At 62.1% G+C, this 26,719-nt stretch carries 26 protein-coding genes; 18 read left to right on the top strand and 8 right to left on the bottom strand.

The genetic code is table 11. The features are described 5' to 3' along the window. Positions 1-358: 358 nt before the first annotated feature. From H6B51_RS06245 to H6B51_RS06225, 5 genes are all read right to left on the bottom strand, one after another. A complete protein-coding gene (locus tag H6B51_RS06245; protein ID WP_204882865.1) occupies positions 359-1,348 on the bottom strand; it encodes an ABC transporter permease in 990 nt (329 codons plus the stop codon). Further along, complete coding sequence (locus H6B51_RS06240; protein ID WP_204882864.1) at positions 1,345-2,433, bottom strand: ABC transporter permease; 1,089 nt, start codon at positions 2,431-2,433, stop codon at positions 1,345-1,347. The genes H6B51_RS06245 and H6B51_RS06240 overlap by 4 nt, the downstream gene beginning before the upstream one ends. Further along, entirely contained in the window at positions 2,426-4,009 is a 1,584-nt protein-coding gene (locus H6B51_RS06235) for an ABC transporter ATP-binding protein (protein ID WP_243421164.1), read from the bottom strand. The genes H6B51_RS06240 and H6B51_RS06235 overlap by 8 nt, the downstream gene beginning before the upstream one ends. Positions 4,010-4,329: 320 nt before the next feature. Then, positions 4,330-5,616 carry a BMP family ABC transporter substrate-binding protein gene (locus tag H6B51_RS06230; RefSeq protein WP_204882862.1) on the bottom strand — a complete coding sequence of 429 codons (1,287 nt, stop codon included), beginning with the start codon at positions 5,614-5,616 and terminating at the stop codon, positions 4,330-4,332. Between the two features lie 216 nt (positions 5,617-5,832). Further along, the gene (locus H6B51_RS06225; RefSeq protein ID WP_204882861.1) at positions 5,833-6,405 is read right to left on the bottom strand and encodes a xanthine phosphoribosyltransferase; all 573 of its coding nucleotides are present in this window, start codon (positions 6,403-6,405) and stop codon (positions 5,833-5,835) included. A gap of 289 nt (positions 6,406-6,694) precedes the next feature. Between H6B51_RS06225 and H6B51_RS06220 the strand changes: the two genes are divergently transcribed. The 16 genes from H6B51_RS06220 (at position 6,695) to aspS (ending at position 22,638) form a co-directional block, all read left to right on the top strand. After that, entirely contained in the window at positions 6,695-7,552 is an 858-nt protein-coding gene (locus H6B51_RS06220) for a YitT family protein (RefSeq protein WP_204882860.1), read from the top strand. A 114-nt stretch (positions 7,553-7,666) separates the two neighbouring features. Further along, the gene (locus tag H6B51_RS06215) at positions 7,667-8,974 is read left to right on the top strand and encodes a peptidylprolyl isomerase (protein WP_204882859.1); all 1,308 of its coding nucleotides are present in this window, start codon (positions 7,667-7,669) and stop codon (positions 8,972-8,974) included. 374 nt (positions 8,975-9,348) lie between these two features. Continuing rightward, entirely contained in the window at positions 9,349-10,032 is a 684-nt protein-coding gene (locus H6B51_RS06210) for a response regulator (protein WP_204882858.1), read from the top strand. Between the two features lie 93 nt (positions 10,033-10,125). After that, entirely contained in the window at positions 10,126-10,932 is an 807-nt protein-coding gene (locus tag H6B51_RS06205; RefSeq protein WP_204882857.1) for a ParB/RepB/Spo0J family partition protein, read from the top strand. A gap of 305 nt (positions 10,933-11,237) precedes the next feature. After that, the gene (locus tag H6B51_RS06200) at positions 11,238-12,023 is read left to right on the top strand and encodes a ParA family protein (RefSeq protein WP_204882856.1); all 786 of its coding nucleotides are present in this window, start codon (positions 11,238-11,240) and stop codon (positions 12,021-12,023) included. Positions 12,024-12,025: 2 nt separating this feature from the next. Next, positions 12,026-12,922: a ParB/RepB/Spo0J family partition protein gene (locus H6B51_RS06195; RefSeq protein ID WP_204882855.1), complete on the top strand. Its 897-nt coding sequence runs from the start codon at positions 12,026-12,028 to the stop codon at positions 12,920-12,922. Then, a complete protein-coding gene (locus tag H6B51_RS06190) occupies positions 12,919-13,470 on the top strand; it encodes a hypothetical protein (RefSeq protein WP_204882854.1) in 552 nt (183 codons plus the stop codon). Before H6B51_RS06195 ends, H6B51_RS06190 begins: the two co-directional genes overlap by 4 nt. 72 nt (positions 13,471-13,542) lie before the next feature. Continuing rightward, positions 13,543-14,844, top strand: a complete 1,302-nt coding sequence (gene serS, locus H6B51_RS06185) for a serine--tRNA ligase (protein WP_204882853.1) — start codon at positions 13,543-13,545, stop codon at positions 14,842-14,844. A gap of 73 nt (positions 14,845-14,917) precedes the next feature. After that, a complete protein-coding gene (gene mscL, locus H6B51_RS06180) occupies positions 14,918-15,331 on the top strand; it encodes a large-conductance mechanosensitive channel protein MscL (protein WP_204882852.1) in 414 nt (137 codons plus the stop codon). Then, the gene (locus H6B51_RS06175) at positions 15,324-15,677 is read left to right on the top strand and encodes a hypothetical protein (RefSeq protein ID WP_204882851.1); all 354 of its coding nucleotides are present in this window, start codon (positions 15,324-15,326) and stop codon (positions 15,675-15,677) included. The genes mscL and H6B51_RS06175 overlap by 8 nt, the downstream gene beginning before the upstream one ends. Further along, positions 15,674-16,384, top strand: coding sequence for a 16S rRNA (guanine(527)-N(7))-methyltransferase RsmG (rsmG, locus tag H6B51_RS06170; RefSeq protein ID WP_204882850.1), 711 nt, complete (start codon positions 15,674-15,676; stop codon positions 16,382-16,384). Before H6B51_RS06175 ends, rsmG begins: the two co-directional genes overlap by 4 nt. Positions 16,385-16,472: 88 nt before the next feature. Next, on the top strand, positions 16,473-17,213 hold the full coding sequence (gene minD / locus H6B51_RS06165; RefSeq protein ID WP_204882849.1) for a septum site-determining protein MinD: 741 nt from the start codon (positions 16,473-16,475) through the stop codon (positions 17,211-17,213). Positions 17,214-17,246: 33 nt separating this feature from the next. Next, positions 17,247-17,663, top strand: coding sequence for a methylglyoxal synthase (locus tag H6B51_RS06160; RefSeq protein WP_204882848.1), 417 nt, complete (start codon positions 17,247-17,249; stop codon positions 17,661-17,663). Between the two features lie 577 nt (positions 17,664-18,240). Continuing rightward, the gene (hisS, locus tag H6B51_RS06155) at positions 18,241-19,593 is read left to right on the top strand and encodes a histidine--tRNA ligase (protein ID WP_204882847.1); all 1,353 of its coding nucleotides are present in this window, start codon (positions 18,241-18,243) and stop codon (positions 19,591-19,593) included. Positions 19,594-19,713: 120 nt separating this feature from the next. Further along, on the top strand, positions 19,714-20,643 hold the full coding sequence (locus tag H6B51_RS06150; protein ID WP_243421163.1) for an S-layer homology domain-containing protein: 930 nt from the start codon (positions 19,714-19,716) through the stop codon (positions 20,641-20,643). A gap of 201 nt (positions 20,644-20,844) precedes the next feature. After that, positions 20,845-22,638, top strand: coding sequence for an aspartate--tRNA ligase (gene aspS, locus H6B51_RS06145; protein WP_204882845.1), 1,794 nt, complete (start codon positions 20,845-20,847; stop codon positions 22,636-22,638). Between the two features lie 372 nt (positions 22,639-23,010). Here the strand turns inward: aspS and H6B51_RS06140 are convergent, their stop codons facing one another. After that, on the bottom strand, positions 23,011-23,217 hold the full coding sequence (locus tag H6B51_RS06140; RefSeq protein WP_204882844.1) for a hypothetical protein: 207 nt from the start codon (positions 23,215-23,217) through the stop codon (positions 23,011-23,013). An 88-nt stretch (positions 23,218-23,305) separates the two neighbouring features. Between H6B51_RS06140 and H6B51_RS06135 the strand changes: the two genes are divergently transcribed. Next, positions 23,306-23,455 (top strand): ribbon-helix-helix protein, CopG family, encoded by a 150-nt coding sequence (locus H6B51_RS06135; RefSeq protein WP_204882843.1) that lies wholly within the window; start codon positions 23,306-23,308, stop codon positions 23,453-23,455. 54 nt (positions 23,456-23,509) lie between these two features. Here the strand turns inward: H6B51_RS06135 and H6B51_RS06130 are convergent, their stop codons facing one another. Both H6B51_RS06130 and rpsT read right to left on the bottom strand, forming a co-directional pair. Beyond that, positions 23,510-24,979 (bottom strand): peptidoglycan DD-metalloendopeptidase family protein, encoded by a 1,470-nt coding sequence (locus H6B51_RS06130; protein ID WP_204882842.1) that lies wholly within the window; start codon positions 24,977-24,979, stop codon positions 23,510-23,512. Between the two features lie 348 nt (positions 24,980-25,327). Further along, complete coding sequence (rpsT, locus tag H6B51_RS06125) at positions 25,328-25,591, bottom strand: 30S ribosomal protein S20 (protein ID WP_207753863.1); 264 nt, start codon at positions 25,589-25,591, stop codon at positions 25,328-25,330. A gap of 198 nt (positions 25,592-25,789) precedes the next feature. On the opposite strand from rpsT, the gene gpr reads away from it, so the two are divergent. Further along, positions 25,790-26,692, top strand: coding sequence for a GPR endopeptidase (gene gpr, locus H6B51_RS06120; RefSeq protein WP_204882840.1), 903 nt, complete (start codon positions 25,790-25,792; stop codon positions 26,690-26,692). The last annotated feature ends 27 nt before the right edge of the window (positions 26,693-26,719 follow it).

The following is a 26,719-nucleotide window of genomic DNA, read 5'->3' as shown; positions in this document are numbered from 1 at the left end:
CGCCCCCCCTCATCCGGCCCTCCGGGCCACCTTCCCCCGGGGGAAGGCTTGAACGGGCGGCCACAGGCCGTCCCTACAATATCTCCTATCTTCACTCTCCACTCTCCGAAAAAAGCTCCCGGCCTGGCGCAAGCGCCAGGCCGGGAGCTTTTTTCGGTCACCGCTCTTCTCTGAAGTAGGCCAGCCCCAAAGAGTTGGGGGCTGCTTGTTTCCCCACGGGACTGGTCCCGTGGGGGCCCCGTATTTCCATTTGCGGCCGGGGGAAGTGAATCCCCCCGGCCTGCGCGCAAAAGCGCGTCCCGCCTGCGGCGGGTCCCGGATCAGCAGCCCCTTTTTCCAAAGAGGGCTTCCCCTTTTCTTACCTTTCTTCCCTGAAATAGGCCAGCCCCAAAGAGTTGGGGGGCTGCTTATCCTTGCTGTTGCGCAGGGAGGTAAAGATGAGCACGATAACGGTGACCACGTAGGGCAAAATCTTGTACAGCTCGTCGGGAATGAAGCCCAAATGGAGCCGCTGGTAGAGGATCATCAGGGCTCCAAAGAGAATGGAGCCCCAGACGGCGTTAAGGGGCCGCCACAGGCAGAAGATGACCAGGGCCACGGCCAGCCAGCCCTCGCCGGAGAGGGCCTCGTGGTTCCACACACAGCTGGCGATGGTCATGATATACACCATGCCGCCGATGGCGGAGATGCCGCCCCCCAGCACGGTGGCCAGGTATTTATACCGGGTCACGTTGATACCGGCGGCGTCGGCGGTGGCGGGGGATTCGCCCACCGCCCGGAGGGACAGCCCCGCCCGGGTGCGTTTGAGGAAGAGGTGCATTCCCACCGCCAGGATCACGCCCAGGTAGAGGAACACACTGTGGCCGAAGAGCAGGGGCCCCACCACCGGCAGCTGCTGAAGGGCCGCCGGGAAGGGGGAGTTGAGGAACACTGCCTTGAGGGCGTTGCTGACGGCCACATAGCCCCCGGAGGTCACCCGCATATACTCGCCGATGAACTGGCCTCCGCCGGTGCCGAAGATGGCCAGGGCAAGACCGGTGACGTTCTGGTTGGCCCGGAGGGTAATGGTGAGGAAGGCGTAGATGAGGGCTCCGATGGCGCCGCCCAGGAAGGCAAAGAAGAGAGCCAGGAAAACGGCCAGCACCCCGATGGTGCCGCCGGCGGCCTCATAGTAGAAGGCGGCTCCCAGGCCCATGGCCCCACCCATGAACATCATGCCCTCCACGCCCAGGTTCAGGTTGCCCGCCTTTTCCGACAGGATCTCGCCCAGGGTACCATAGAGCAGAGGCACGCCGTTGAGCACGGCGGCCATGATGAGCAGCAGCACGGCATTTTGATTGATACTCATTGCTTGGCCACCTCCTTATGGCCGCCCCGGAGGATCAGCCGGTAGTTGATGAAGAACTCACACCCCAGCATACAGAACAAGAAGATGCCGGTGATGATATCCGAGATGGAGGCGGGCACCTCCAGCCGGGTCTGCAACGTGTCGGCTCCCTTTTCCAGGACGCCCAGCAGCATAGAGATGGCGATCATGGCAAAGGGATTGAGCTGGGCCAGCCAGGCCACGGTAATGGCGGTAAAGCCCACCCCGGCGGCCACTCCGGAATGAAGGGTGTTGTCCGCGCCGGAGGCCACGATGAAGCCCACCAGGCCCGCCATGGCCCCGGACAGGAACATGGTGCGCATGATGATCCTGCCCACGTTCATGCCGGCGTACCGGGCGGTGTTCTCGCTCTCGCCGATGACGGCGATCTCATAGCCCTGCTTGGTGTACTTCATATAGATGAACATAGCCACCGTCATGATGAGGACGATGATCCAGCCGCAGTGGACCCCCAGCACCTTGGGCAGCACGGCGGCGGAGTCGAACTGGGGGATGATCTGGGAACCGGGCCGGCCCTCCCAGGGGCCGCCCTGGAGCCATTTCACCACGCCGATCATGATATAGTTCATCATCAGGGTAAACAGGGTCTCGTTGGTGCCCCACTTGGCCTTGAAGAAGGCGGGCACCAGGCCCCACAGGCCGCCGCAGATGGCGCCGGCCAGAGCCATGACCACCAGCAGGGCGGGGCCGGGCAGCTTATCCGCCCAGAACAGGGCGAAGTAGCTGGCTCCCACAGCGCCGGCGGTGATCTGACCCTCGGCGCCGATGTTCCAGAACCGCATTTTGAAGCAGGGGGCAATGGCCAGGGCGGTGCCCAGCAGGGGGACGGCGATGCGCACCGTCTGCCGGATGGCGGTGGGCTTGCCCAGGGAGCCGCTGATCATGGTGCCGTAGGCCTCCACGGGGCTGTGGCCCATGAGCAGGAAGATCAGGGCGCTGATCAGAAAGGCCGCCACAAAGGAGGCCCCCCGAATGGCCCACACCTGGCCCCGGGGCATGGCGTCCCGCTTGGCCAGGCGGATCAGGGGACTGTGCTGTTCATGCATGGCGATCTCCCTCCTTTCCGCCGCCCACATGGGTCATGAGCAGGCCCACTTCCTCTTTGGTGGCGGTGGGGCCGTCCACCACGCCGGACACCTGGCCGCCGCACAGCACCAGGATGCGGTCGCACAGCTCCAGCAGCACGTCCAGATCCTCTCCCACCAGCAGCACCGCCACGCCCTTCATCTTCTGCTCGTTGAGCAGGCGGTAGATGGTGTAGGAGGAGTTGATGTCCAGGCCCCGGACAGGATAGGCGGTCATGAGCACCGTGGGGGTGGAGGCGATCTCCCGGCCCACCAGCACCTTCTGCACATTGCCGCCGGACAGCCGCCGCACCGGAGTGGACACCCCGGGGGTGACGATCTCCAGCTCCTCAATGAGCCGCTCGGCCAGGGCCTTGGGCGGCTTCCGATCCACAAAGGGACCGGGGTTGTCCTTGTAGGTCTTGAGCATCATGTTGTCCACCATGCCCATACCTCCCACCAGGCCCATGCCCAGCCGGTCCTCGGGGACGAAGGCCAGGGACACCCCCACCTTCCGGATCTGGCCGGGGGTCTTGCCCACCAGCTCTTCTCCCGCCTTATCCACCGGCACATGGTTGCCGGCGATGTCGCTGTTGGGATGGGGAGGATAGTAGAAGATGTGGCCGGACTGGGCCTTCTGCAGGCCGGCAATGGCCTCCAGCAGCTCCTTCTGGCCGGAGCCGGCGATGCCGGCGATGCCCAAAATCTCTCCGCCGAAGGCCTGGAAATTGATGTCCTTCAGCACCGGCAGGCCCTCGCCTCCCAGGCAGTTCAGGCCCTTTACCTCCAGCCGCAGGTCCTTGTACTTGGCCTGGGGACGGTCGATGTTCAGGGTGACGGCGTGGCCCACCATCATCTCGGTGAGGGCCTGGGGGTTGGTCTCGGCGGTGTTGACGGTGCCGATATACTTGCCCTTGCGGAGCACCGCCACCTTGTCGGAGATAGCCATGACCTCGTGGAGCTTGTGGGTGATGATGACGATGGCCTTGCCGTCGGCCTTCATGGCCCGGAGGATGTCAAAGAGCCGGTCGGTCTCCTGGGGGGTGAGGACGGCGGTGGGCTCGTCCAGGATGAGGATCTCCGCCCCCCGGTAGAGCACCTTCACGATCTCCACCGTCTGCTTTTCCGACACCGACATATCGTACACCTTTTTGTTGGGGTCGATGCCAAAGCCGTATTTGTCGCTGATGGTCTGGACCTGGGCGGCAATGGTCTTGCGGTCATGATCCTTGCCGCTGAGACCCAGGGCGATGTTTTCGGCGGCGGTGAACACCTCCACCAGCTTATAGTGCTGGTGGATCATTCCGATGCCGTGTCGGTAGGCGTCCTTGGGGGAGCGGATGGACACCGGCTGGCCCCCCACCAGGATCTCTCCCTCGTCGGGGAGGTAGATCCCGGAGAGCATGTTCATCAGGGTGGTCTTGCCGCTGCCGTTCTCCCCCAGCAGGGAGAGGATCTCTCCCCGGTTCAGGGCCAGATCGACGCCGTCGTTGGCCACCACCTTGCCAAACCGCTTGGTGATATGCTTCAATTCAATGGCATGGACAGTTTTTTCCAAGGCTGTCATCCTTCCTGTGATCTGTTCATGTGCTGCTGTGTGCTGTGGGCCGGGCGGTTGCCAATCGCCCCTGCAACTGATATGGCGCCCACCCCGTGGGGCCGGACACCGGCGGGCCCGGCGGCGACAGAACCACCATCGTAGGGGCGGCCCTTGTGGCCGCCCGGCCTTTCGAGGCAGGAGCCGGTACGACGGGCGACCACAAGGGTCGCCCCTACGGGCAAAACCATATCCGGGACGATGCCCGCCTTCCCATCATTTCCCGGGAAAAGGCAGAAAAGAGGGCTGCGGCGCAGCCCTCTTTTCCGGAGAGAACGGGATTAGCCGAACGCGGAGTTGAGCCACTCGATGCCGTCGATCTCCACGGTGAAGTAGGGGGCGGACTGGAAGTAGGACTCATGGAAGGCCCCGTCGAACACGGCCTCCTCAGAATCGGCCACGAAGTCGCCGTCGGTATCCAGGGCGAAGCAGGTGGTGAGCTCGGCGCCGTCCACGGTGAAGGTGGAGGTGTCGAACACCTGCAGCGCGCCGGAGCGGATCTGCTCCTCCACCTCGGCCAGCTTCTCGGCGGTGCCCTCGGCGGCGATGTCCTCGTTGAGCTCGGTCATGACCACAGCGCCCTCGTCCATGCCGTGGCACCAATCCTGGTCGAAGCTCTCGCCGTTGGCCACGGCCTCGATGGCGTACTCAAAGTACACGGACCAGTCGATGCGGGTGGAGATGAGGGAAGACTCGGGGGCCACGGAGATCATGTCGTTGTTGTAGCCGGTGTGGAACACGCCGGCGTTCTGGGCGGCGGTGGCGGGGGTGGTGTTGTCGGAGTGCTGGGAGATCATGATGCACCCGGCGTCACACAGGGCCTGGGCGGCGTTGCCCTCCTCGGTGGCGTCAGACCAGGAGCCCACGAACTGGACCTTCATGGTCACGCTGGGGCACACGCTCTTGGCGCCCAGGTAGTAGGCGGTAAAGCCGGAGATCACCTCGGCGAAGGAGTAGGCGCCCACGTAGCCGATGACGGCCTGCTCGGCGGTGATGTCGCCGTTGTCGATCATCTCCTGCATCTTCATGCCGGCAGCCACACCGGCCAGATAGCGGCCCTCGTAGATGTTGGCGAAGGCGTTGTGGGTGTTCTCCAGATCATCAGTCCAGCTGGCCTGGTTGGTGCAGGCGATGAACTCGATCTCGGGGTAGTCGGGGGCCACCTTCAGCATAAAGGGCTCAAAGCCGAAGGAGTTGTTGATGATGAGCTGGCAGCCCTCCTCGGCCAGCTCGATGTTGGCCTCCTCGCAGGAGGAGTCCTCGCCGATGTTCCACTTGACCTGCCAGTCAATGTTGATGCCCTTGGCGGCCAGCTTCTCGGTAACGGCTTCCTTGCCACGAATGAAGTTGTAGGTGTAGCCCTGGTCATTTTCGTCGCCGATGCAGATCAGGCCCACCTTTACGGTCTTGGTCTCGGTCTCGCTGCCGGCGGGGGTGGTTTCGCTACCGGCGGGAGTGGTCTCGCCACCGGCGGGGGTCTGGGTGGTGCCGCCACCACCGCCACAGGCGGCCAGGCTCAGCGCCATAGCGCCGGCCAGCAGCAGAGACAGCAGTTTTCTCTTCTTCATGATCGTTTCCTCCTTAATCATTTCTTTGCTTCCATATTTCCTTCAAAACAGCCCTCTTCCCTACGGGCTGGATTGAACAGACGAAATGGGGGCATGGTAAGGACGCGGACCATCCGCCCCTCTTCATCCCGACGGCCCGGCGGAACGGTCTCATCCCCCATACGGCGGGGCGTCCAGAGGCCGACCCCTACGGGTCATTTTCCACCCACGGCGGGCTCAGCAAAATTCCACGCCGTTCTCCACGCTCATGGACTTGATGCGGGCCAAAGATTCCACCCTGACCCCCATGCCGCGGATCATCTCGCCGCCGGGCTGGAAAGCCTTCTCTACGGCAATGCCGGCCCCCACCAGGGTGGCCCCGGCGTCCAGCACCAGCTTGATAAGACCCTGGAGGGCGGAGCCGTTGGCCAGGAAGTCGTCAATGATAAGCACCCGGTCCTCCGGCCGCAGGAACTCCTTTGCTACGATGATATCATACACTTTGCCGTGGGTAAAGGACTCTACCTTGGAGGTATACACGTCGCCGGCGATGTTTTTGGTCTTGTTCTTTTTGGCGAAAATCACCGGGCAATCAAAAAACTGCGCGGCCACACACGCGATCCCGATCCCCGATGCCTCGATGGTCAAAATCTTGGTAACCCCGCAGTCCTTGTATAAGCGCAAAAACTCCTTACCCATCTCCTGGAACAGGCTTACGTCCATTTGATGGTTGAGAAAGCTGTCTACCTTCAGCACGCCGCCCTCCCGGATCTTCCCGTCGGTACGGATGCGCTCTTCCAGCAATTTCATTGGCGCCGTCTCCCTTAACAGATTATTCATAATTATTCTAGCGAATTTTGCCATACTCTGCAACTGACCATATTTTATCAAAAAACCACTGACCCGTCATCACTTTTTATCAATTTTGTCTGATATGACGGGTCAAATTTTTCCCTTCTTCCGGTACTCTTTGCCAAATCACTTTCTTGTGCTTTCTCAGGGGGAATGTTACAATGGCATTGACCCGGCGGCGCCCATTTCAGTAAAGTTAAAATACTTTACTCCATTCTCCCCGTCCTGGCGAAAGGAGAGACCGCTTATGACCATAGAACAGAAACGGTTCCTGAAGGAATTTATCTGGATGAACATTGGCACCATTATGCTGTCCATTGGGGTCTATTTCTTTAAATTTCCAAATAACTTTTCCATGGGTGGCGTGTCCGGTCTGTCCATCCTGCTGGGCAAGGTGTTTCCCGCCCTCAGCGCCTCCACCTACAACTCCATTATCAACGTGCTTTTCCTTATCCTGGGCTTTTTGCTGCTGGACAAGAGCTTTGGGTTCCGGACGGTGTACTGCTCTCTGCTGTCGGCGGGGCTGATTCAGCTCTTCTCCCTCATCTGCCCCATGTCCGCCCCTCTTACCGACCAGCTCATGCTGGAGCTGCTGTTTGCCGTGATCCTGCCCGCCCTGGGAGCCGCCATCCTCTTCAACATTGACGCCTCCTCCGGCGGCACCGATATCGCCGCCATGATTTTAAAGAAGTATACCGGCCTGGACGTGGGCACCGCTCTGCTGGTCAGCGACGTGGCCATTGCCGCCGCCGCCCTGGTGGTGTTCGACATCACCGCCGGTCTGTGCTCCCTGCTGGGCCTGGCCCTGAAGTCGGTGCTGGTGGACAGCGCCATTGAGTCCCTCAACCGCCGAAAAGCCTTCTTCATCATCACCTCCGACCCGGAGCATGTGTGCAGCTACGTCACCCATACCCTGGGCCGGGGGGCCACCCTGTGGCAGGCCCAGGGGGCCTATACCCATGAGGTCCACCACGTGGTGCTCACCGTGTTGTCCCGGCGGCAGGCGGTGACCCTCCGCCGTCATCTGCGGCAGGTGGACCCCAAGGCCTTCATGATCGTGGCCAACTCCAGCGAGATCTTCGGCAAGGGCTTCCTCCGGGCCTGAGTTGTGAACTTTTTATGAATGTCCCCTGGTTTGATTGCCTTTTGAGGGAAAAGGGTGTACACTGACACTGTTTTCCCGGCCTGTGGGCCGGCTGTAACAAGGAGGACAAGAAACATGAAATGGAACCGACTTTTGTGCGCCGGTCTCAGCGGCGCGCTGCTGCTGGGGGCGCTGACCGGCTGCTCCAACGGGAACCCCGCTCCGGCGGAGACCACCCCCGCCGCCACCCCGGCGGCGGACGATATCGCCTACCAGGCCACTGGTCTGACCCGGGACACGGTGCTCTTCACCGTAGACGGCCGGGACGTTACCGCCGACCAGTACCTGTACTGGCTGCTCACCAGCATCTCCACCGCCAAGAGCATGGGCTATCTGGCGGACGATGAGGCCTGGGAGGAGACCATTGAGGACACCCCCACCGCCGACTATTTGAAGGACGCCGCTCTGGAAACCAGCAAGCTGTACGCCGTAGTGGCCGCCCAGGCGGAGGCCAATGGGGTGACCGTCACCGAGGACCAGCGGGCGGAGGCCGAGGCCAGTCTGGAGCAGCTGGGGCAGATGTACGAGATGTACTATGGCCTGACCCTCCAGGAGTGGCTGGATCAGCAGTGCATCTCCCGGGAGGGCTACCTGTCCCTCAACGACGCCTACTATCAGGTGTCCGGGCTCCAGACCAAATTTGAGGAGGCCGGAGAGTTTGAGGCCACCGACGAGGCCCTCCAGAACATGATCGACTCCGAGGGCATCTACACCTGCAAGCACATCCTTCTGGTTTTCCCGGAACACGAGGACGGCTCCGACCCCACCGACGAGGAAAAAGCGGCCACCAAGGCGGAGGCCGAGGCCCTCTACGCGGAGATCACCGCCGCCGCCGACCCCGCCGCCGCCTTTGACGAGGCCATGAATGAGAAGAGCGGCGACGGCCGGGACGAGGAGACCGGGGATCTGCTCAAGCCCGAAGGGTACACCTTCCTGTCCAGCGGTATGCTGCTGGACGGCACCTCCTCCCTGATGGTGGAGTTTGCCAACGCCGGTACCGCCCTGGAGGTGGGCGAGATCAGCCAGCCGGTGGAGACCAGCTATGGCTATCACATCCTCATGCGAGTGGACGCCAAGAATGATGAGACCAGGGCGGCCTACTCCGACTACTGCATGAATCTGAAGCTGGAGCAGTGGGGAGCCGACGCCCAGGTGGAGACCACCGACGCCTACAAGAACCTGGACCCCAAGGCCTTCTACGACTTTATGATGAACATGGCCCTCCAGTGGCAGGAGGAACAGCAGGCCGAGGCAGAGGCTCAGGCCAGCGCCTCTCCCGCCGCCGAGACCGAGTCCCCGGCGGCTGAGACCGAAACCCCCGCCGCCGAAACCGAGACTCCCGCGCCGGAGACCGAAACCCCCGCCGAGTCCCCGGCGGCCTGATTCTAAGCCCTATCAAACAGCAGCGGTAACCCCGCTGCTGTTTTTTGCGCCCTGGCGACCACCCCAAAACCTTCCCCCCCTCAGGGGGGAAGGTGCCCCCGCAGGAGGCGGATGAGGGGAACGGCCTGTTCATCGACAACGGAGCGGTTACCGGTACCGCGGGCGGATGATATCCGCCCCTACAGGCAAAAATCGAACCCTCAGACCTTCCCCCCTCAGGGGGGAAGGTGCCCCCGCAGGGGGCGGATGAGGGGGCCCCGCGTCAGAGCAGATGCCCACAGTCTCCCCCCGAATCCAACTTCCCATTTACATCCAGAAACAGATGGGTTATGATAATATTGTATAAAATACCGGGAAGTAAGGGGGAAAAAGCCATGGAAGGGCCCATTCGGGTACTGGTGCTGGAAGACGATCCGGCCGCCCGGCTGCTGGTGACCGGCGCGTTTTCCTCTCTGTCCGGCCTGGAGCTGTGCGGTATGGCCTCAGACGGCCTGGAAGGTCTGGAGCTGGTTGCGCGGTTGCGGCCCCACGCCGTGCTGCTGGACCTGGTGATGCCCGGCCTGGACGGGCTGGGCGTTCTGAGCGCCCTGTCCAAGCTGCCCCAGCGGCCGGTGGTGGTAGTGACCTCTCAGATCTCCAATCCCCAGGTAATCCACTATGCCCTTTCCCTGGGGGCCAGCTACTATTTGGTAAAGCCCATCAACTTTCAAAGCCTCCCACAGCTGCTTGCCTCCCTCTGCCTGTCTCCCCTGGCGGACCGGGCCGCCGCCCTGCTGGAATCCATGGGGGCTTCCGGCATGGGGGTAGCCGCCGCGGCCCGGGCGGCGGCGGTGCTGTGCCGGGACCCCAACGCCTTGTTAAAGGAGGCCTACGCCCCCACCATTGCCCAGGACCGAACCAGCTACGCCAGCGTGGAGAAAAACATCCGGGCCATGGTGGACAAGCTCCAGACCGCGGCCCATCCGGACTACACAGCTCTCATGGGAGGCCTGCCCCCTCAGCGGCCCAGCAATTTGGTCTTTCTCCGGGCCCTGGCCAGCCGGCTGGCACAGGAATAAAAAATATTTCCCACTCGACGCCCTTCCCCTCCCTTTGCGGGAAAATGTGGTAGGCTATAGGTGAAATCCATAATTTACCAAGGAGGAATACTTATGCCGCTGCTGCGCCGCAAGGGCCTGTTTGAGAGCACCCGAGTGCAATTTTTACCCATTAACACCATTTCCCCCAACCCGGCCCAGCCCCGGCAGTTTTTTGCCCAGGACGGGCTGGAGGAGCTGGCCGCCAGCATTAAGGAGCACGGGGTGCTCCAGCCTTTGTCGGTACGCCGGGTGGGGCTGGGGTATGAGCTGGTGTCCGGGGAACGGCGGCTGCGGGCCTCCAAGCTGGCGGGGCTGGAGGAAGTGCCCTGCATCCTGGTCAGCGTGGACGGACAGGAGTCCTCCCTGCTGGCCCTGGTGGAAAATCTTCAGCGCCGGGATCTGGACTTCGTAGAGGAAGCCGCCGCTCTGTCCGCTCTGATTCAGACCTACCATCTGTCCCAGGAGGAAGCCGCCCGGCGGATTGGCAAGTCCCAGTCGGCGGTAGCCAATAAGCTGCGGCTCCTTCGCCTCCCCGCCGCCGCGCTGACGGTACTCCGGGAGCACGGCTGTACCGAACGTCACGCCCGGGCCCTCCTCCGCTTGGAGGACCCCGCCGCCCAGGATGAGGCCGCCCGCTATGTGGCACGGGAGGGCCTGACCGTAGCCAAAACGGAGCAGTACGTGGAGGAGCTGCTAAACCCCGCCCCAGGCGCCCCCCGGCGGAAAAAGCCTTCCTTTATTATAAAGGATGTGCGCCTTTTTCTAAACACGGTCACCCGGGGGCTGACTATGATGAAAAGCGCCGGGGTCAAGGCCAACTGCAAACGCCAGGAGACTGACGACGCCATTCTGCTTACCATTACCATTCCCAAGGGCTGACCGCACGCCCAATAACCACCCGGTTCCGTTGGTTGCTGTCCGTAGGGGCCGACGCCCACATGGGCCCGCCCCCCGGTTTCGGTATCCTTTCAGGCGGGCGGCCACAGGCCGCCCCTACACATTTTAAATCACATCTCCTATCTCTTCAAAGACCGGATGTTTCACGTGAAACATCCGGCTTTTGTCTCTTTGCACATAGGCCATGTTTCACGTGAAACATACTTTCTTCCTCTTTTCAGTTGAATTGCGCCAAAGCAAAGGCTATAATATACACCATACGCAGGAATGATAAAGGCAGGTGCGCTATGGCAAAGACCATTGCAATCGTAAACCAAAAGGGCGGCGTGGGAAAAACCACCACTTGCGTCAATCTGGCCGCCGCCCTGCAAAAGCTGGGTCAGCGGATCTTGGTATGTGATTTTGATCCTCAGGCCAACACCACCTCCGGCTTTGGCGTGGACAAGACCCTCTCCCCCAACATTTATGACGTACTGCTCAACGGAGTGGACGTGACCAAATCCATTGTAAAAACCCCCTTTGTGGACGTGATCCCCTCCAACAAATCCCTGGCCGGGGCTACAGTAGAGATGATCACCGCCGATCACCGGGAATATCTGCTGAAAAATGCCCTGGATCAGCTGGCGGACAGCTATGATTACATTTTTATTGACTGTCCCCCTTCCCTGGAGCTGCTTACCCTCAACGCACTGTGCGCCGCCGACACGGTGCTGGTGCCGGTGCAATGCGAGTATTACGCTTTGGAAGGGCTCAGCGATCTGCTGTCTACCATCCGCATCGTTAAGCGGTCCCTCAACCCCAGGATCAGCCTGGAGGGTGTCATCCTCACCATGTACGACGGACGCACCAACCTGTCCATGCAGGTGGCGGAGGAGGTCAAGCGCCACTTCCCCGGGCAGGTATTCGCCACAGTGATCCCCAGAAACGTACGGCTCTCCGAGGCCCCCAGCTTTGGAAAGCCGGTCCAGGCCTATGACCCCTACTCCCGGGGCGCAGAGGCCTATACCGCTCTGGCGGAGGAGCTGGCCGAGCACAACAGCTACACTATTACACGGGAAGAAAGGAGCGAATGACCATGGCATTGGAACGGGGCCTGGGCAAAGGTCTGGGTGCCCTGTTGGGAGACGCCGCCTTGCAGTCCCAGGAGGGCGGATCCCTCTCCCTCCCCATCGCCCAGGTGGAACCGGGGGTCAAACAGCCCCGGAAACGCTTTGAGGAGTCCAGCCTTCAGGATCTGGCCGATTCCATCCGCACCCATGGGGTGATCCAGCCCCTGACAGTGCGGCGGCTGTCCTCGGGCTACTATCAGATCATCGCCGGGGAGCGGCGGTGGCGGGCCGCCAAGCTGGCGGGCCTTAGCGAGATCCCCGCCGTCATCATCGAGGCCGACGACCGGAAGGTCATGGAGCTGGGGCTCATTGAAAACCTCCAGCGGGAGGACCTGAACCCGGTGGAAGAGGCCAACGGCTATAAAACGCTAATGGAGGAATATGGTCTGACCCAGGAGGAGGTGGCGCAGCGGGTGGGTAAGTCCCGGCCCGCCATCGCCAACGCCCTCCGGCTGCTGGCCCTGCCCGACGTGGTCCACCTGCTGCTGGAAGAGGGCAAGCTGTCCGCCGGACACGCCCGGGCCATTTTGACCGCCCCCACCGGAGAGCTGCAAAAGAAGCTGGCCCAAAAGGTCATTGCCGAGGATCTGAGCGTCCGTCAGACTGAGGCCCTTGCCAAACGTCTGGCCGCGGGAGAAAAGGAGGAGGCTCCGCCCGCCGCCGCTCCCGGCCCCGACCTGACCATCTACCTGCGGGAGGCTGAAAAATCCCTGGCCACCCGGTTCGGTCGAAAGGTCAATATTATTAACGGCAAGAAAAAGGGCAAAATTGAATTGGAATACTACGACGCGGAGGATCTCAACACCCTGTTGGAGCTGCTGGAGCAGCTGCCCTCCGCCCACCAAGGAGGTACGGACCTTTGAGCCATTCTGACGACGATAAGCAGACCAGGGGCCAGCTCCAACACGACGCGGAGCACGAAAAGCCCAACAAGAGCAACCCCGTGGTCTTTTACCTGATGATCCTGTTTGCCGCCGCCTTTGTGCTGCTGCTCATGTCTCTTATGATGCAGCGGCGGGCCAACCAGGAGGCCATCGACAACCTGCAACAGACCTCCAACTCCGCCACCGAATCCCTGCAAAACACCATCGCCCAAAATGAGGCTCTGAAGGAGCAGGTGGCTGCGCTGGAGGCCGCCCAGAGCGTGGACCAGTCCACTATCGCCAGCCAGGAGGATCAGATCAACGATCTCCAGGATCAGGTGGATGAGCTGACCCAGGCCTCCACCGCTCTGGACTGGTTCTGGCAGATCAACGAGGCCTACGTCCGGGGCCGCTACAGCCTGGCCAGGTCCCTCATCGAGGAGATGGGCCAGGAGCTGCCCGAATCCCTGCCCAGGGAGAGCGCCACCGACAACGACCGCTTCTCCCCTTACGACCGGTACCAGGAGATCTACGAAGCTCTCTACTGATAAGGCAGGCCGCCATATATGGCGGCCGCCGGGACCGGCGCTTATAAACCACACAAGAAAGGTTGAGCATATATGCTGGATATCAAATTCGTCCGGGAAAATCCGGACGTGGTAAAGGAAAACATCAAGAAGAAATTCCAGGACGCCAAGCTGCCCCTGGTGGACGAGGTAGTGGCTCTGGATGCCGAAAATCGCAAAACCATCCAGGAGGCCCAGGATCTTCGCACCGCCCGCAACGCCAAGAGCAAGCAGGTTGGCGTACTCATGGGCCAGTCCAAAAAGGACCCCTCCAAGCTGGCGGAAGCCGAGGCCTTGAAAGCCGAGGTCAAGGCGGACGCCGACCGGCTGGCCTACCTGGAGGGGCGGGAGGCCGAGCTGGCCGAGCAGATCCGCCATATCATGCTCCAGATCCCCAACATCATCGACCCCTCCGTGCCCATCGGCCCCGACGACTCCTGCAACGTGGAGGTCCAGCGGTTTGGCGAGCCGGTGACCCCCGACTTCGAGATCCCCTACCACACCCAGATCATGGAGTCCTTTGACGGCATCGATATGGACGCCGCGGGGCGGGTATCCGGCTCCGGCTTCTACTATCTCATGGGGGACATCGCCCGGCTCCACGAGGCGGTGCTGGCCTACGCCCGGGACTTTATGATGGACAAGGGCTTTACCTTCTGCATTCCTCCCTTCATGATCCACGGCAACGTGGTGGAGGGAGTCATGTCCCAGACCGAGATGGACGCCATGATGTACAAGATCGAGGGGGAGGACCTCTACCTCATCGGTACCAGCGAGCACTCCATGATCGGCAAGTTCATCGACCAGATCATTCCCGAGGATAAGCTGCCCCAGACCCTCACCTCCTACTCCCCCTGCTTCCGCAAGGAGAAGGGGGCCCACGGCATCGAGGAGCGGGGCGTGTACCGCATCCACCAGTTCGAGAAGCAGGAGATGGTGGTGGTGTGCAAGCCTGAGGACTCCATGCACTGGTACGAGCAGATGTGGCGGTACTCCGTGGAGCTCTTCCGGTCCATGGACATCCCCGTCCGTCAGCTGGAGTGCTGCTCCGGCGACCTGGCCGATCTGAAGGTGAAGTCCTGCGACATCGAGGCCTGGTCCCCCCGGCAGCAGAAGTACTTCGAGGTGTGCTCCTGCTCCAATCTGGGTGACGCCCAGGCCCGCCGTCTGAAGATGCGGGTCAAGGGGGAAAAGGGCACCTACCTGCCCCACACCCTGAACAACACCGTGGTGGCGCCCCCCCGGATGCTCATCGCCTTCCTGGAGAACAACCTCCAGGCCGACGGCTCGGTGAAGATCCCCGCCCCCCTGCGGCCCTACATGGGCGGCAAGGAAGTGCTTACCCCCAAGGCGTAATGGGTTGGGAGGACGGCCAGCGGCCGCCTCCCCCTCCCCTATTTGATTTTTTCCCCTATACAAAGGAGTATCTATGTCCGCAAAAGAGAAAACCAAAGGCTTCCTTGCCGAGTTTCGCAAATTTATCGCCAGGGGCAATGTCATGGACCTGGCGGTGGGCGTCATCATCGGCGGCGCCTTCAAGACCATTGTGGATTCCCTCACCAACGACATCCTTATGCCTTTCGTAGGCATCTTTATTGGGGAATCCACCTTTGCCGCCCTGACCTTCTCCGTGGGCGGCGCCACCATCGCCTTCGGCAGCTTTATTCAGGCGGTGGTCAACTTCCTTATCATGGCCTTCGTCATTTTCTGTCTGGTGAAGGGACTCAATACCTTCCACCGGAAAAAAGAGGAGGAGCCCAAGCCCGCCGAGCCCCCCAAGCCTACCCAGGAGGAGCTGCTGGCGGAGATCCGCGACCTGTTGAAGGAGCAGAAGCATGACTGACCGACCTGACGACCAAACTCCGGAGCGGGAGTCCTACACCCCCGCCTCCCCTGTCAAGCGCATCCTGGCCTGGACCGGCGTGGTGTACATGGTGGGCTTTGTGGTCCTCAACCTGTACCCCTTCTTCCACCAGGGCAGCTACCTCTACGGCATCGCTCCTCTCTTTGCCTGTCCCGGCATCGGCGGTATGTTTGCCATCGCCCTTTATCTGGCCCGCCATCCGGACAGCCCGCCCTCCCGAAAGGTCTCCATGGGCGTGCTGGCGGCGGTATGCGTGGCAGGCTTCATCATCAGCCTGTGCCTGGGCATCCCAGCCCTGCTGGCTAACTTCGGAGGTGGACAATGAAGCAACGGATCGAACAGGGCCTGACCGCCCTGGGCCTTACCCCGCCTCCCCAGGCAGCCGGCCAGCTGGCGGAATACGGTCGGCTGCTGCTGGAGCAGAACCGGGTCATGAACCTGACCGCCATCACCGAGCCAGACCAGGTGGTGGACCTTCACTTCCTGGACTGCGCAGCCCTGCTGACCATTGGAGAGGATTTCAACGGCAAGACCCTCATCGACGTGGGCACTGGGGCCGGATTTCCCGGCCTGCCTTTGAAGATCCTGGAGCCCTCTCTCACCGTCACCCTGCTGGACTCCCTGGGCAAGCGGGTGACCTGGCTGGAGAGCGTGTGTGATGCCCTCTCACTGGACCACGTCACCTGCCTCCATGCCCGGGGCGAGGAACAGGCCCATCAGGCCGGATACCGGGATAGCTTTGACTATGCCGTGTCCCGGGCGGTGGCCTCCCTGGAGGTGCTGTGTGAGCTCTGTCTGCCCTATGTAAAGGTAGGCGGTAAATTTCTGGCCATGAAAAGCGTGGACAGCGCCGCCGAGGTGGACCGGGCCGCCCGGGGTATTGCCAAGCTGGGGGGCCGCCTGCTCCCCCGGGTGGACTATGAGATCCCCGGAACGGGGGTCAGCCACCGGGTGGTGGTGGTGGAAAAGGTCTCCCCCACCCCCAATGGCTATCCCCGACGGTGGGCCAGGATACAAAAAGCCCCCCTTTAAGGGATTTTTTGTGCATCAATGACTAAGTTAAGCATTGCGTCCCGCGAACTATTGTGTTATTCTTATCTTGTATGTCAGGAGTGAGCCTATGTCCACTGCAATCGTCATCACATCGGGGAAAGGCGGCACCGGAAAGACCTCTCTGACCGGCGGCGTGGGCTCCTGCCTGGCCGCCCTGGGCCACAAGGTGCTGTGCATGGATATGGACATCGGATTGCGCAACCTGGATCTGACGCTGGGACTCAGCGACCGGGCCCTGATGGACTTTACCGATGTACTCACCGGCCGCTGCCCGCTGGAGCGGGCGGTCACTCCCCACCCGGTGATCCAGGGGCTGAGCATGCTCACAGCTCCGGTGACCCCGCCCAGAGAGCCCATCTCCCAGAGCGCCGTACGGGACCTGGTGCGGCAGGCCAAGGGATTTTTTGACTACATCCTGATCGACTCCCCCGCCGGTCTGGGGACCGGCTTTCAGCTGGCGGCCTGTGCCGCAGACCGGGGCATCGTGGTCTCCACCACCGACGCCTCCGCCCTGCGGGACGCCCAGCACACCGTGTCCATCCTCTGGGGCAGGATGCCCCACATCCATTTGGTGGTAAACCGGGTGCAGCCCAGGCTGCTCCGCCGGCTCCACACCACCATTGACGACGCCATGGATACCGCCGGACTGCCTCTGTTGGGTTTGGTGCCGGAGGACCCCCAGGTCATGCTCAGCGCCAATCAGGGCACGCCCCTGATCCTGTGCGCCAGCCGGGGAGCCGCTCAGGCCTATCTCAACATTGCCAAACGACTGCTGGGACAAAAGGTCCCCCTGATGAAGCTGCGATGACCCGCTCATATAACTAAGGAAGAGAGGTTTACTATGAATATCGCGTTGATGAGCCATGATCGCAAAAAGGAACTGATGGTCCAATTCTGCATTGCCTACTGCGGCATCCTGTCCAAGCATACGATCTGTGCCACCAACACGACAGGTCGTCTGGTGGCCGAAGCCACCGGTCTGCCCGTACAGCTTTTCCTCTCCCACGAGCACGGGGGCAGCCAGCAGATCGGCGCCCGGATCGCCTACAACGAGATCGACATGGTGTTGTTCTTCTCCGATCCCCAGTCCAACGACCTGGACTCCGACCTGAAGTATATCACCCGCCTGTGCGACCAGTACAATATCCCCGTGGCCACCAACGTGGCCACCGCCGAGATGCTCATCCACGGTCTGGAGCGGGGGGATTTGGACTGGAGAGATATCATTAACCCCAAAACCAAACCCTTTACCGCCTGAGACAAGACGGCAGCATCCTTCCCCCCGCTCCAGCACGCCGCCTTAGGCGGCGCGGCGGCTCTTGCCGCCGAAGGCCGGCGGAATTCACTTCCGACGGCCGCAATTTCAATCATTGGGGTCCCCACACGATGCTCCGCATCGGGTGGGGCGCGGGGGGATTTGGACTGGCGCGACATCATCAACCCCAAGACCAAGCCCTTTACCGCGTAAGGGGAAGGCCCAGCCATCATACCGCCATGACGGAGCAAGTACCGCCCACACCACCGGACCAGAGAAGGATGCCACGGCTGCGAGCATCCACGGCAGGCGGACGGGAGACGGCTCCACCAGCGGGCCCGGAGACGGGCGCGGTCCCCTTCCCGCACCAGAAGGACAGAGGGAGCGGCGTACCGCTCCGAACATGGGTGGCACCACGAAAGCAGGCGCTTTCGTCCCGTGACAAGGGACGAGAGCGCCTTTTTACCCCCGTAAAGCTGCCCCCTGTTCCGTTCCGCCTGGGCGGCCACAGGCCGCCCCTACACACCCGAACCCTATCTCCATCTCTGATCTCTTAATCTCAACACAAAGGAGCATCACTATGGCCCAAATCAAACCCCGCACCCTCTCCGGCTTCATGGAGCTGCTGCCTGCCCGGCAGGTGCAGTTCGACCGGATGGTGGACATTTTACGCAAAAGCTATGCCCTCTACGGCTTTACTCCCCTGGATACCCCGGCGGTGGAGGCCGCCGAGGTGCTGCTGGCCAAGGGCGGCGGCGAGACCGAAAAGCAGATCTACCGCTTCCAGAAGGGGGACACCGACCTGGCCCTCCGGTTTGACCTGACGGTCCCCCTGGCCAAGTACGTGGCCCTCCACCAGAACGAGCTCACCTTCCCCTTCCGCCGGTTCCAGATCGCCAAGGTCTACCGGGGGGAGCGGGCCCAGAAGGGCCGTTACCGGGAGTTTTACCAGGCGGACATCGACGTGATCGGCGACGGCGCCCTGGACATCATCAACGAGGCCGAGATCCCCGCCATCATTTACAAAACCTTCACTGCCCTGGGGCTCCACCGGTTCAAGATCCGGCTGAACAACCGGAAGGTACTCAACGGCCTGTTTGCCGTGCTGGGCCTGGAGGCGCAGGCCGGAGACGTGATGCGCACCATCGACAAGCTGGAGAAGATCGGTTCCGACAAGGTGAAGGCCATTCTGGTGGACGATTTTGCCGTACCGGCGGAGGCGGCCGACTCTCTGCTGGCTCTGCTCTCCGCCGACGACCCCATGGCCGCCCTGGCTCCCTTCCGGGGCAAAAACGAGCTCTTTGACCAGGGCGTAGCCGAGCTGGAGACGGTGGTGAAGTATCTGTCCGCCTTCGGGGTGCCCGCCGACCACTTTATGGTGGATCTCACCATTGCCCGGGGGCTGGACTACTACACCGGCACCGTATATGAAACGGTGATGCTGGACCACCCGGAGGTGGGCTCCATCTGCTCCGGCGGCCGGTACGACAACCTGGCGGAGTATTACACCGACAAGCAGCTCCCCGGCGTGGGCATCTCCATCGGCCTGACCCGGCTGTTCTCGGTGCTGGAGGCCCAGGGCTACCTCAATGAGCAGCTGAACACCGCCCCTGCCGACGTGCTCATCCTGCCCATGACGGAGGACCTCTCCCCCGCCATCTCCTTTGCCACCGCTCTGCGGGAGGCGGGGGTGCGGGCCCAGCTCCACTGTGAGCAGAAGAAATTCAAGCAGAAGCTGACCTACGCCAACAAACTGTCCATCCCCTTTGCCGCCTTCCTGGGGGAGGATGAGATTCAGCAGGGCAAGGTGACGGTGAAGGATCTGACCACCGGCCAGCAGCAGGCCCTCGCCCCCGAAGAGGCGGTGGCCCTGGTGCGGGACACCCTGGCCGCCCGAGCGGTTGGCTCCCCCATCCAGGAACCCCAGGGCTGACGGAACTTTCCTCCTGGGCTTTCGTCTATAACAAAAAGACCTTCCCCCACACGAGGGAAGGTGGCCCGAAGGGCCGGATGAGGGGGCCCGCCCCCATTGACTGACAAGGAGGAACCTTTGATGAAAAAACTTGCCGCTCTGGTGCTGTCCGCCGCCCTGCTGGTGGGCTCCGCCGCCGCCCTTACCCCGGAGGAGGCCTTTCCCCAGGTGAACACCTACCCGGGCTACAGCGACGTGAAGCCCACCGACTGGTTCGCCGCCACCGCCCAGGCCTGCTATGAGGTGGGCCTGATGACCGGTACCGACACCGGCTTTGCCCCCAATCAGGTGCTCTCTGTGGGCGAGGTGGCCGCTATCGCCGCCCGGATGAACGCCGCCATCACTGGGGAGGAGATCCCCATGATCACCCCCAAGCCCGGCGAGACCCTCCCCTGGTATGGGTCTTATGTAAACTACCTCGAAAACCTGGGCATCACCGTCCCCACCCCCACCAAGCAGGCCACCCGGCAGGAGTTTGTCACCCTGCTGTGCGCCGTGGTGCCCGACGAGATGCTCTCCCCCATCAATACCATCACCACCCTGCCGGACAGCGCCGACGCCGACGTGCTGGCCTTCTATAACGCCGGTATCCTCACCGGCGTGGACAAGTGGGGCACCTTCTCCGCCGACAAGACCCTGACCCGGGCGGAGACCGCCGCCATGGTGGCCCGGGTGGCCCGCACCTCCCTGCGGCAGACCTTCACCCCCGCCGACTATACCCCCTTCACCGCCGCTGGGCTGAAGCCCTCTGACGTGCTCTTTACCAACGGCACCACCGCCGGAGCCTACCTGCCCTATGTCCAGAGCCTGATCGACGAGCTGGAGGCCGCCTGTGCCGCCCAGGGCATGGAGTTCAACTGGTTCAACACCGTGGACGGAGTCACCTTCCTGAACTATGTGAAGAACACCGCCCTGGCCTGCTTCGGGGTCACCGCCAAGGATGGCACCCAGCTGTACAAGAACTTCGACGTGCAGGTGTACTACAGCCGGTACCTGGACCAGAAGGGCTGAGGTCCAGGCCGCCCCACTGACAAACTGCGCCCGTCCTGACCTTCCCCCCTCAGGGGGGAAGGTGGCCCGCAGGGCCGGATGAGGGGAACTGCACCATGGCGCACCGGGGTCGTCGCGCCCCATAAAGCCGCCGGCCCCCACCCGCCCACATTTGTTGATATCCGCACCCCCTTTGATCTTATAATTTGGAGTTGATTTCACATGGCCAATGTCAAAACCGCCTACCGCACCCACAGCTGTGGGGAACTCCGCATGGAGCAGGTGGGCCAGACCGTCACTCTGGCGGGCTTTTTGGAGAATTTCCGTGAGGTAGGCGCCAGCCTGGGCTTTGCCGTGCTGCGGGACTTCTATGGCACCACCCAGGTGGTGGCCGAGACTGAGGAGATGGTCAAGACCATCAAGGCGCTGAACAAGGAATCCACCATTGCGGTCACCGGCGTAGTGCGGGAGCGGGATTCCAAGAACCCCAAGCTGCCCACCGGCGACATTGAGGTGGTACCTGAACGGATCGAGGTACTGGGCCGCTGCCGCCACAACGAGCTGCCCTTCCAGGTGAACCGCAGCCGGGAGGCCGACGAGACCCAGCGGCTGAAATACCGCTACCTGGACCTGCGCAACCCTGCCGTTAAGAACAACATCATCCTCCGCTGCCAGGTGGTGGCCGCCCTGCGGCAGGCCATGACCGCCCAGGGCTTTATGGAGATCACCACCCCCATCCTCACCGCCTCCTCCCCCGAAGGCGCCCGGGACTACCTGGTGCCCAGCCGGAAGCATCCCGGCAAGTTCTACGCTCTCCCCCAGGCCCCCCAGCAGTTCAAGCAGCTGCTGATGGCCTCCGGCTTTGATAAGTACTTCCAGATCGCCCCCTGCTTCCGGGATGAGGACGCCCGGGGCGACCGCTCCCCCGGCGAGTTCTACCAGCTGGACATGGAGATGGCCTTTGCCGGTCAGGAGGATGTGTTCGCTGTGCTGGAGCAGGTGCTCCCCCCCATTTTCGCCCAGTACGGCACCTACAACGTGGCCTCTGAGGCCCCCTTCCGCCGGATCTCCTTCCTGGAGGCCATGGACAAGTACGGCTCGGACAAGCCCGACCTGCGCATCGACCTGACCCTTACCGACGCCACCGACCTGCTGTCCGGCTGCGGCTTCGGGCCCTTCGAGGGCAACACGGTGAAGGCCATCGTAGTGTCCGGCTTTGAGGGTACCCGCAAGCAGATTGACGGTATCTGCAACGAGGTGGAGGTCCAGTCCGGCAACAAGGCCTACTGGTTCCGCTATGACGAGAAGGGCGAGCTCGTAGGCGGCATCGCCAAGTTCGTCCAGCCCATCAAGGACCAGGTGGTATCCGCCCTGGGGCTGGAGCCCGGCTGCTTCGTGGGCCTCACCGCCGGCAAGCTGCTGACCGCCCAGAAGACCGCCGGTGTGCTCCGCTCCAAGCTGGGCGCCTTCTGCCCCAACCACATGGACAAGGAGCGCTACGAGTTCTGCTGGATCGTGGATTTCCCCATGTACGAGATCGGCGAGGAGTCCGGCCTGCTGGAGTTCTGCCACAACCCCTTCTCCATGCCCAACGGCGGCCTGGAGATCCTGAAGAAGGCGGCTTCCGGGGAGGTGGACCCCCTGTCCATCACCGCCTTCCAGTACGACCTGGTGTGCAACGGCGTGGAGCTGTCCTCCGGCGCCGTCCGGAACCACGACCCGGAGATCATGATCGAGGCCTTCCAGCTGGTGCGGCTGGGTGAGGACGACGTGAAGGCCAAGTTCCCCGCCATGTACAACGCCTTCACCTATGGCGCTCCCCCTCATGCCGGTATTGCCCCCGGCGTGGACCGGATGGTCATGCTGCTGGCCGGTGAGGAGTCCATCCGGGAGATCATTCCCTTCCCCATGAACAAGAACGCCCAGGACCTGATGATGGGGGCCCCCAGCGTGGTCACCCAGGCCCAGCTGGACGAGCTGAACATCGCCTGCACCAAGACCGAGGACGAGGAATAATACAGGAAAACCCCCGCCGGAGCACCGACGGGGGTTTTTGCCCCCCTTTTGTCCATCGTTTGTTTCTACGCCCGCCGGGCGGGTCTGGGACCCGCCCCTACGGAGCCGGTTTGTCCGGCGTTTTCCGGGCCGTCGGGGACGCCGGCCCCTACAAAGGTATTTTCGTAGGGGGCGGCTTCTGGACGCCGCGCCGGACCGTGGACAAAAAACGGCACGCCGGGCGACCGCAGGTCGCCCCTACAAATGGCCGCGATTTTGCCCGTAGGGGCGACCTGTGGTCGCCCGCACCTCCCGACCCCCGCCCCCAATGATAGGGCCATGCCCATTGATTTTTCCACATTTTCATTGCGGCATGGGGAAAACCCGGCGAAGTCACTCAGACTCCGCCGGGTTTTCTTCCTTTCGAGGCACAATGAGTTCAAAGAGCCGCTCCGCTTTGGGGGGCGCGCCTCCCGCCGCCTTCCACCCGGCGGCAAAAGCCAGCCGCACCATGGAAAACAGATAGTTCTCCGCCTCGTCATACTCATGGCGCTCCAGAAAATCAGAAAAAGCCGCTTCAAATTCATTCGTGTGCATCATATGTATCACCAAGTAGGATTATAGGCGATACTATCCGATTCGTCAATATCATATCTTGTAAAATGGTATAGTTTGTACAGGTGATGCTATGAAGCCGTTGAAAATAAAGATTAGTCTTACATTGGACGAGCCCATTTTAAAAGAAATTCAAACCCTGGCGGAGCAGGAGGACCGCTCCATCTCCAGCTACATCAACCAGGTGCTCAAGGCCCATCTGCGGAAGCTGGAGGAGTCCTGAACCCCAAAAAACAGCCCGGCGCTTTCGCGCCGGGCTGTTGCTGTCCTTGTTCTGTTACCCCAGGTAGGCCAGGGGGTTGACGGGAGTGCCGTTCATCTGCACCTCAAAGTGACAGTGGTTACCGGTGGACCGGCCGGTGGAGCCCACCCGGGCAATGGCCTGGCCCTGGTAAACCTTGTCGCCGGTGGAGACCAGCAGGCTGGAGCAGTGGGCGTACAGGGTACGCACCCCGTTGCCGTGGTCGATGACCACGTAGTTGCCGTAGCTCCAGTAGCTGCCGGTGCCAGTGCCCGACCACACCACGGTACCGCCGTCAGAGGCCTTAATGGTGGTGCCGTAGGCGGTGGCGATATCCAGGCCCCGGTGATAGCTGTAGGAGCCGAAGATGGAGCGGTAGCCAAAGTAGGAGGTGATATTGCCGTACACCGGCCAAATATAGGTGCCGGTGGGCAGCCAGGTGGGCCGCACCTTGGTACCCACGGCGATGACCTTATTGGTAGCCTCCTGGGTGACCTGAGTCTCCAGCACGGTGCGCTCCTGCTCCACTCCGTTGAGGTAAGACACATCGGCGGTGACCACCTGGGTACCGGGGATGCCCTCATCCAGTACCTTGGACTCACCCTGGTACATGAAGCTGTCCTCCACCTCCACCACCGGGCAGGCGATCTCCTCGGTGTAGGTGATGTGGTCCACCGTCTTGACGGACAGGAAGGGGACCTCCTCCTTCACGTTGAGGATCTGGCCGATATAAATGCAGCTGCTGTCAGTGTCGGGGTTGAGGGCCTCCAGCTCGGAGAGGGTCATACCGTTGGCGGCGGCGATGTCCACAAAGGTGTCTCCCTTCTGGACCTCATAGGTGGTCTGGCCGTTGGTGTTGGCGGTTAGGGCGGCCAGCATGGCGTCGGTATCCTGGTTGGTGTCCACCGGCACATACTCCTTGGTGATATACACACCGGAGGTAAACTCGGCGGACACGGTGTCCTCGGTAATATAGGCGGCCTTCACCTGCTCCAGTACCTGGTTGAGGGTGGACTGCTCGTTGGCCGAGCCAATGACCTGTCCGTTGACCGTGAGCACGTATTGCTCCGCCACGTCGCCGATCTGATCGAAGAGGTAATTCTCAAAGCTGGCCGCGGGGGTGAGATCCTCCTGCTCCACCAGAGCCAGGGAGTAGCTGACCTCCTGGTCCAGGGTGTAGTCGTGGCCCAGAATGCTGGCGGCCCGGCTCTCCACCCGGTCCACCACCTGCTCAAAGGTCTGGGGGTCTGCCACGGTGCCCACAGCCACGCCGTCCACCGACACCACGTAGGCGGGGGTGTACACAGTGCTTACCACAGCCGCCACTCCCACCACGGCCGCCAGGGCCAGGAAGTGGATGGGGTTGATGATGCGGTGGCCACCGGCGGTGGCCTGGTCTTTCCAGCCCTGGAATCGCTCCAGCCCGGCGGCGATGGCGCCCCTCACCGGAGCGGGGACGGCCCCGGTCTGCCCAGCCTGGGAAGGTTGGTGAAGAATCTCGTCCATGTGGGACTTCTCCTCTCGTCGATCAAAATATCAATGGTAACACAGCTGTATCCAAATGGTGTACAGCCGGATACGAAAAGTTACAAATGGTTACAGGTGCAATAATACACGCATTTCTTCAAAAAGTCAAGGGTCTGACCGTCTTTTTCCCTGATTTTTCTTTCCGCACCCTTGACAAGGGCCTTTCCACCACATGTAGTGAAAAGGCCCCCTTTGTAACCGGTTCTCCTCTATATTCGCTTTTGGACCACCCCGCCGCCGGGGAAATTTTGTCACAGTTGACAAGACCGCCCCTTTTGGGCAGCAAAAAACCGCCTGCCCCGCAGGCGGTTTCATGTTGACCACAGATCAGGCCAGCTTATTCAGCTTGATGGTCATGGCGCTCTTCTTGTGCGCAGCGTTGTTCCGGTGCAGCAGACCATGAACCACGGCCTTGTCGACCGCCTTAACGGCCACCTTGTAAGCGCCCTCGGCCTCGCTGCGGTTGCCTTCGACCACTGCGGCCTCAAACTTCTTGATGTCGGTCTTGAGGGCGGACTTCGCGGCCTTGTTCTGCATGGCCTTGGTCTTGTTCACCAGGACACGCTTCTTGGCAGACTTAATATTCGGCAAACCAAACACCTCCTCCGATGACGATAGTTTTACACATAGTTTGCCCCGTGCATTTTTACATTCTAGCAGGTAGCAGCGGAAATTGCAACAGTTTTTTTAAAAAATTTCACTTTTTTTGCATATGGGGCCCGTCTCCGCAAAAAATAGAGGAGACATGACCACAAAACACCATATCTTGGGGTATCTAAGGAGGGCAATATGGATAAACGGCGCACCGATCTGGCGGTGGAGGCCGCCCAGCTGCTGCGGGAGGGGGGCAGTCCGGGGGCTCTGGAGGGCGTGCTCCAGGAGGAGACAGAGCGGGAGGGCTGGCCGGTAACTGTGGTAAAGATCACTGACGACCGGGGAGCCAAGGCCATTGGCAAGCCGGTGGGCAGCTACGTGACCATTGACCTGGCCGGCCTGGCCCGGCGGGAGGAGGACGCCTTCGGCCGGGCGGCCCGGGCAGTAGCCGCCGAGCTCACCGCCCTGCTGGACCTGCCGGCTGGAGCCCCGGTGCTGGTGGTGGGGCTGGGCAACCGGGCCATCACCCCGGACAATATCGGTCCCAAGGCCGCCGACCACACCCTGGTGACCCGCCACCTGGTGGAAAAGCTGCCGGAACAGTTTGGGTCCTTCCGGCCGGTGGCCGCTCTGGCGGCGGGGGTGCTGGGCACTACCGGAGTGGAGAGCGGGGAGCTGGTGCGGGCGGTGGCGGAAAAGGTGCGACCGGCCTGCATCCTGGCGGTAGACGCCCTGGCGGCCCGATCGGTGACCCGTGTATGCGCCACCGTTCAGCTGGCGGATACCGGCATCACACCCGGCTCCGGGGTGGGCAACGCCCGGGCGGCCCTGGACCGGGGAAGCCTGGGGGTACCGGTCATCGCCATCGGGGTACCCACCGTGGTGGACGGGGCCACTCTGGCCGCGGATCTGCTGGCCGAGGCGGGCAAGGCCCACCTGGACCCCCAGGCGCTCCGGGGAGCGGGCAGCGGGCTGCTGGTCACCCCCCGGGACATCGACGCCCGGGTGGCCGACCTGGCCAAGGTGGTGGGCTACGGCATCAACCTGGCCCTCCACCCCGGTCTTACCCTGGCGGACATTGAGCTGTTTTTGAGCTGATCCCACAATTTTCCACTGGCCGCTTTC

The organism is Pseudoflavonifractor phocaeensis (assembly GCF_016901955.1).
Lineage (GTDB): Bacteria > Bacillota > Clostridia > Oscillospirales > Oscillospiraceae > Flavonifractor > Flavonifractor phocaeensis_A.
This window is presented reverse-complemented; position numbering and strand designations above follow the sequence as displayed.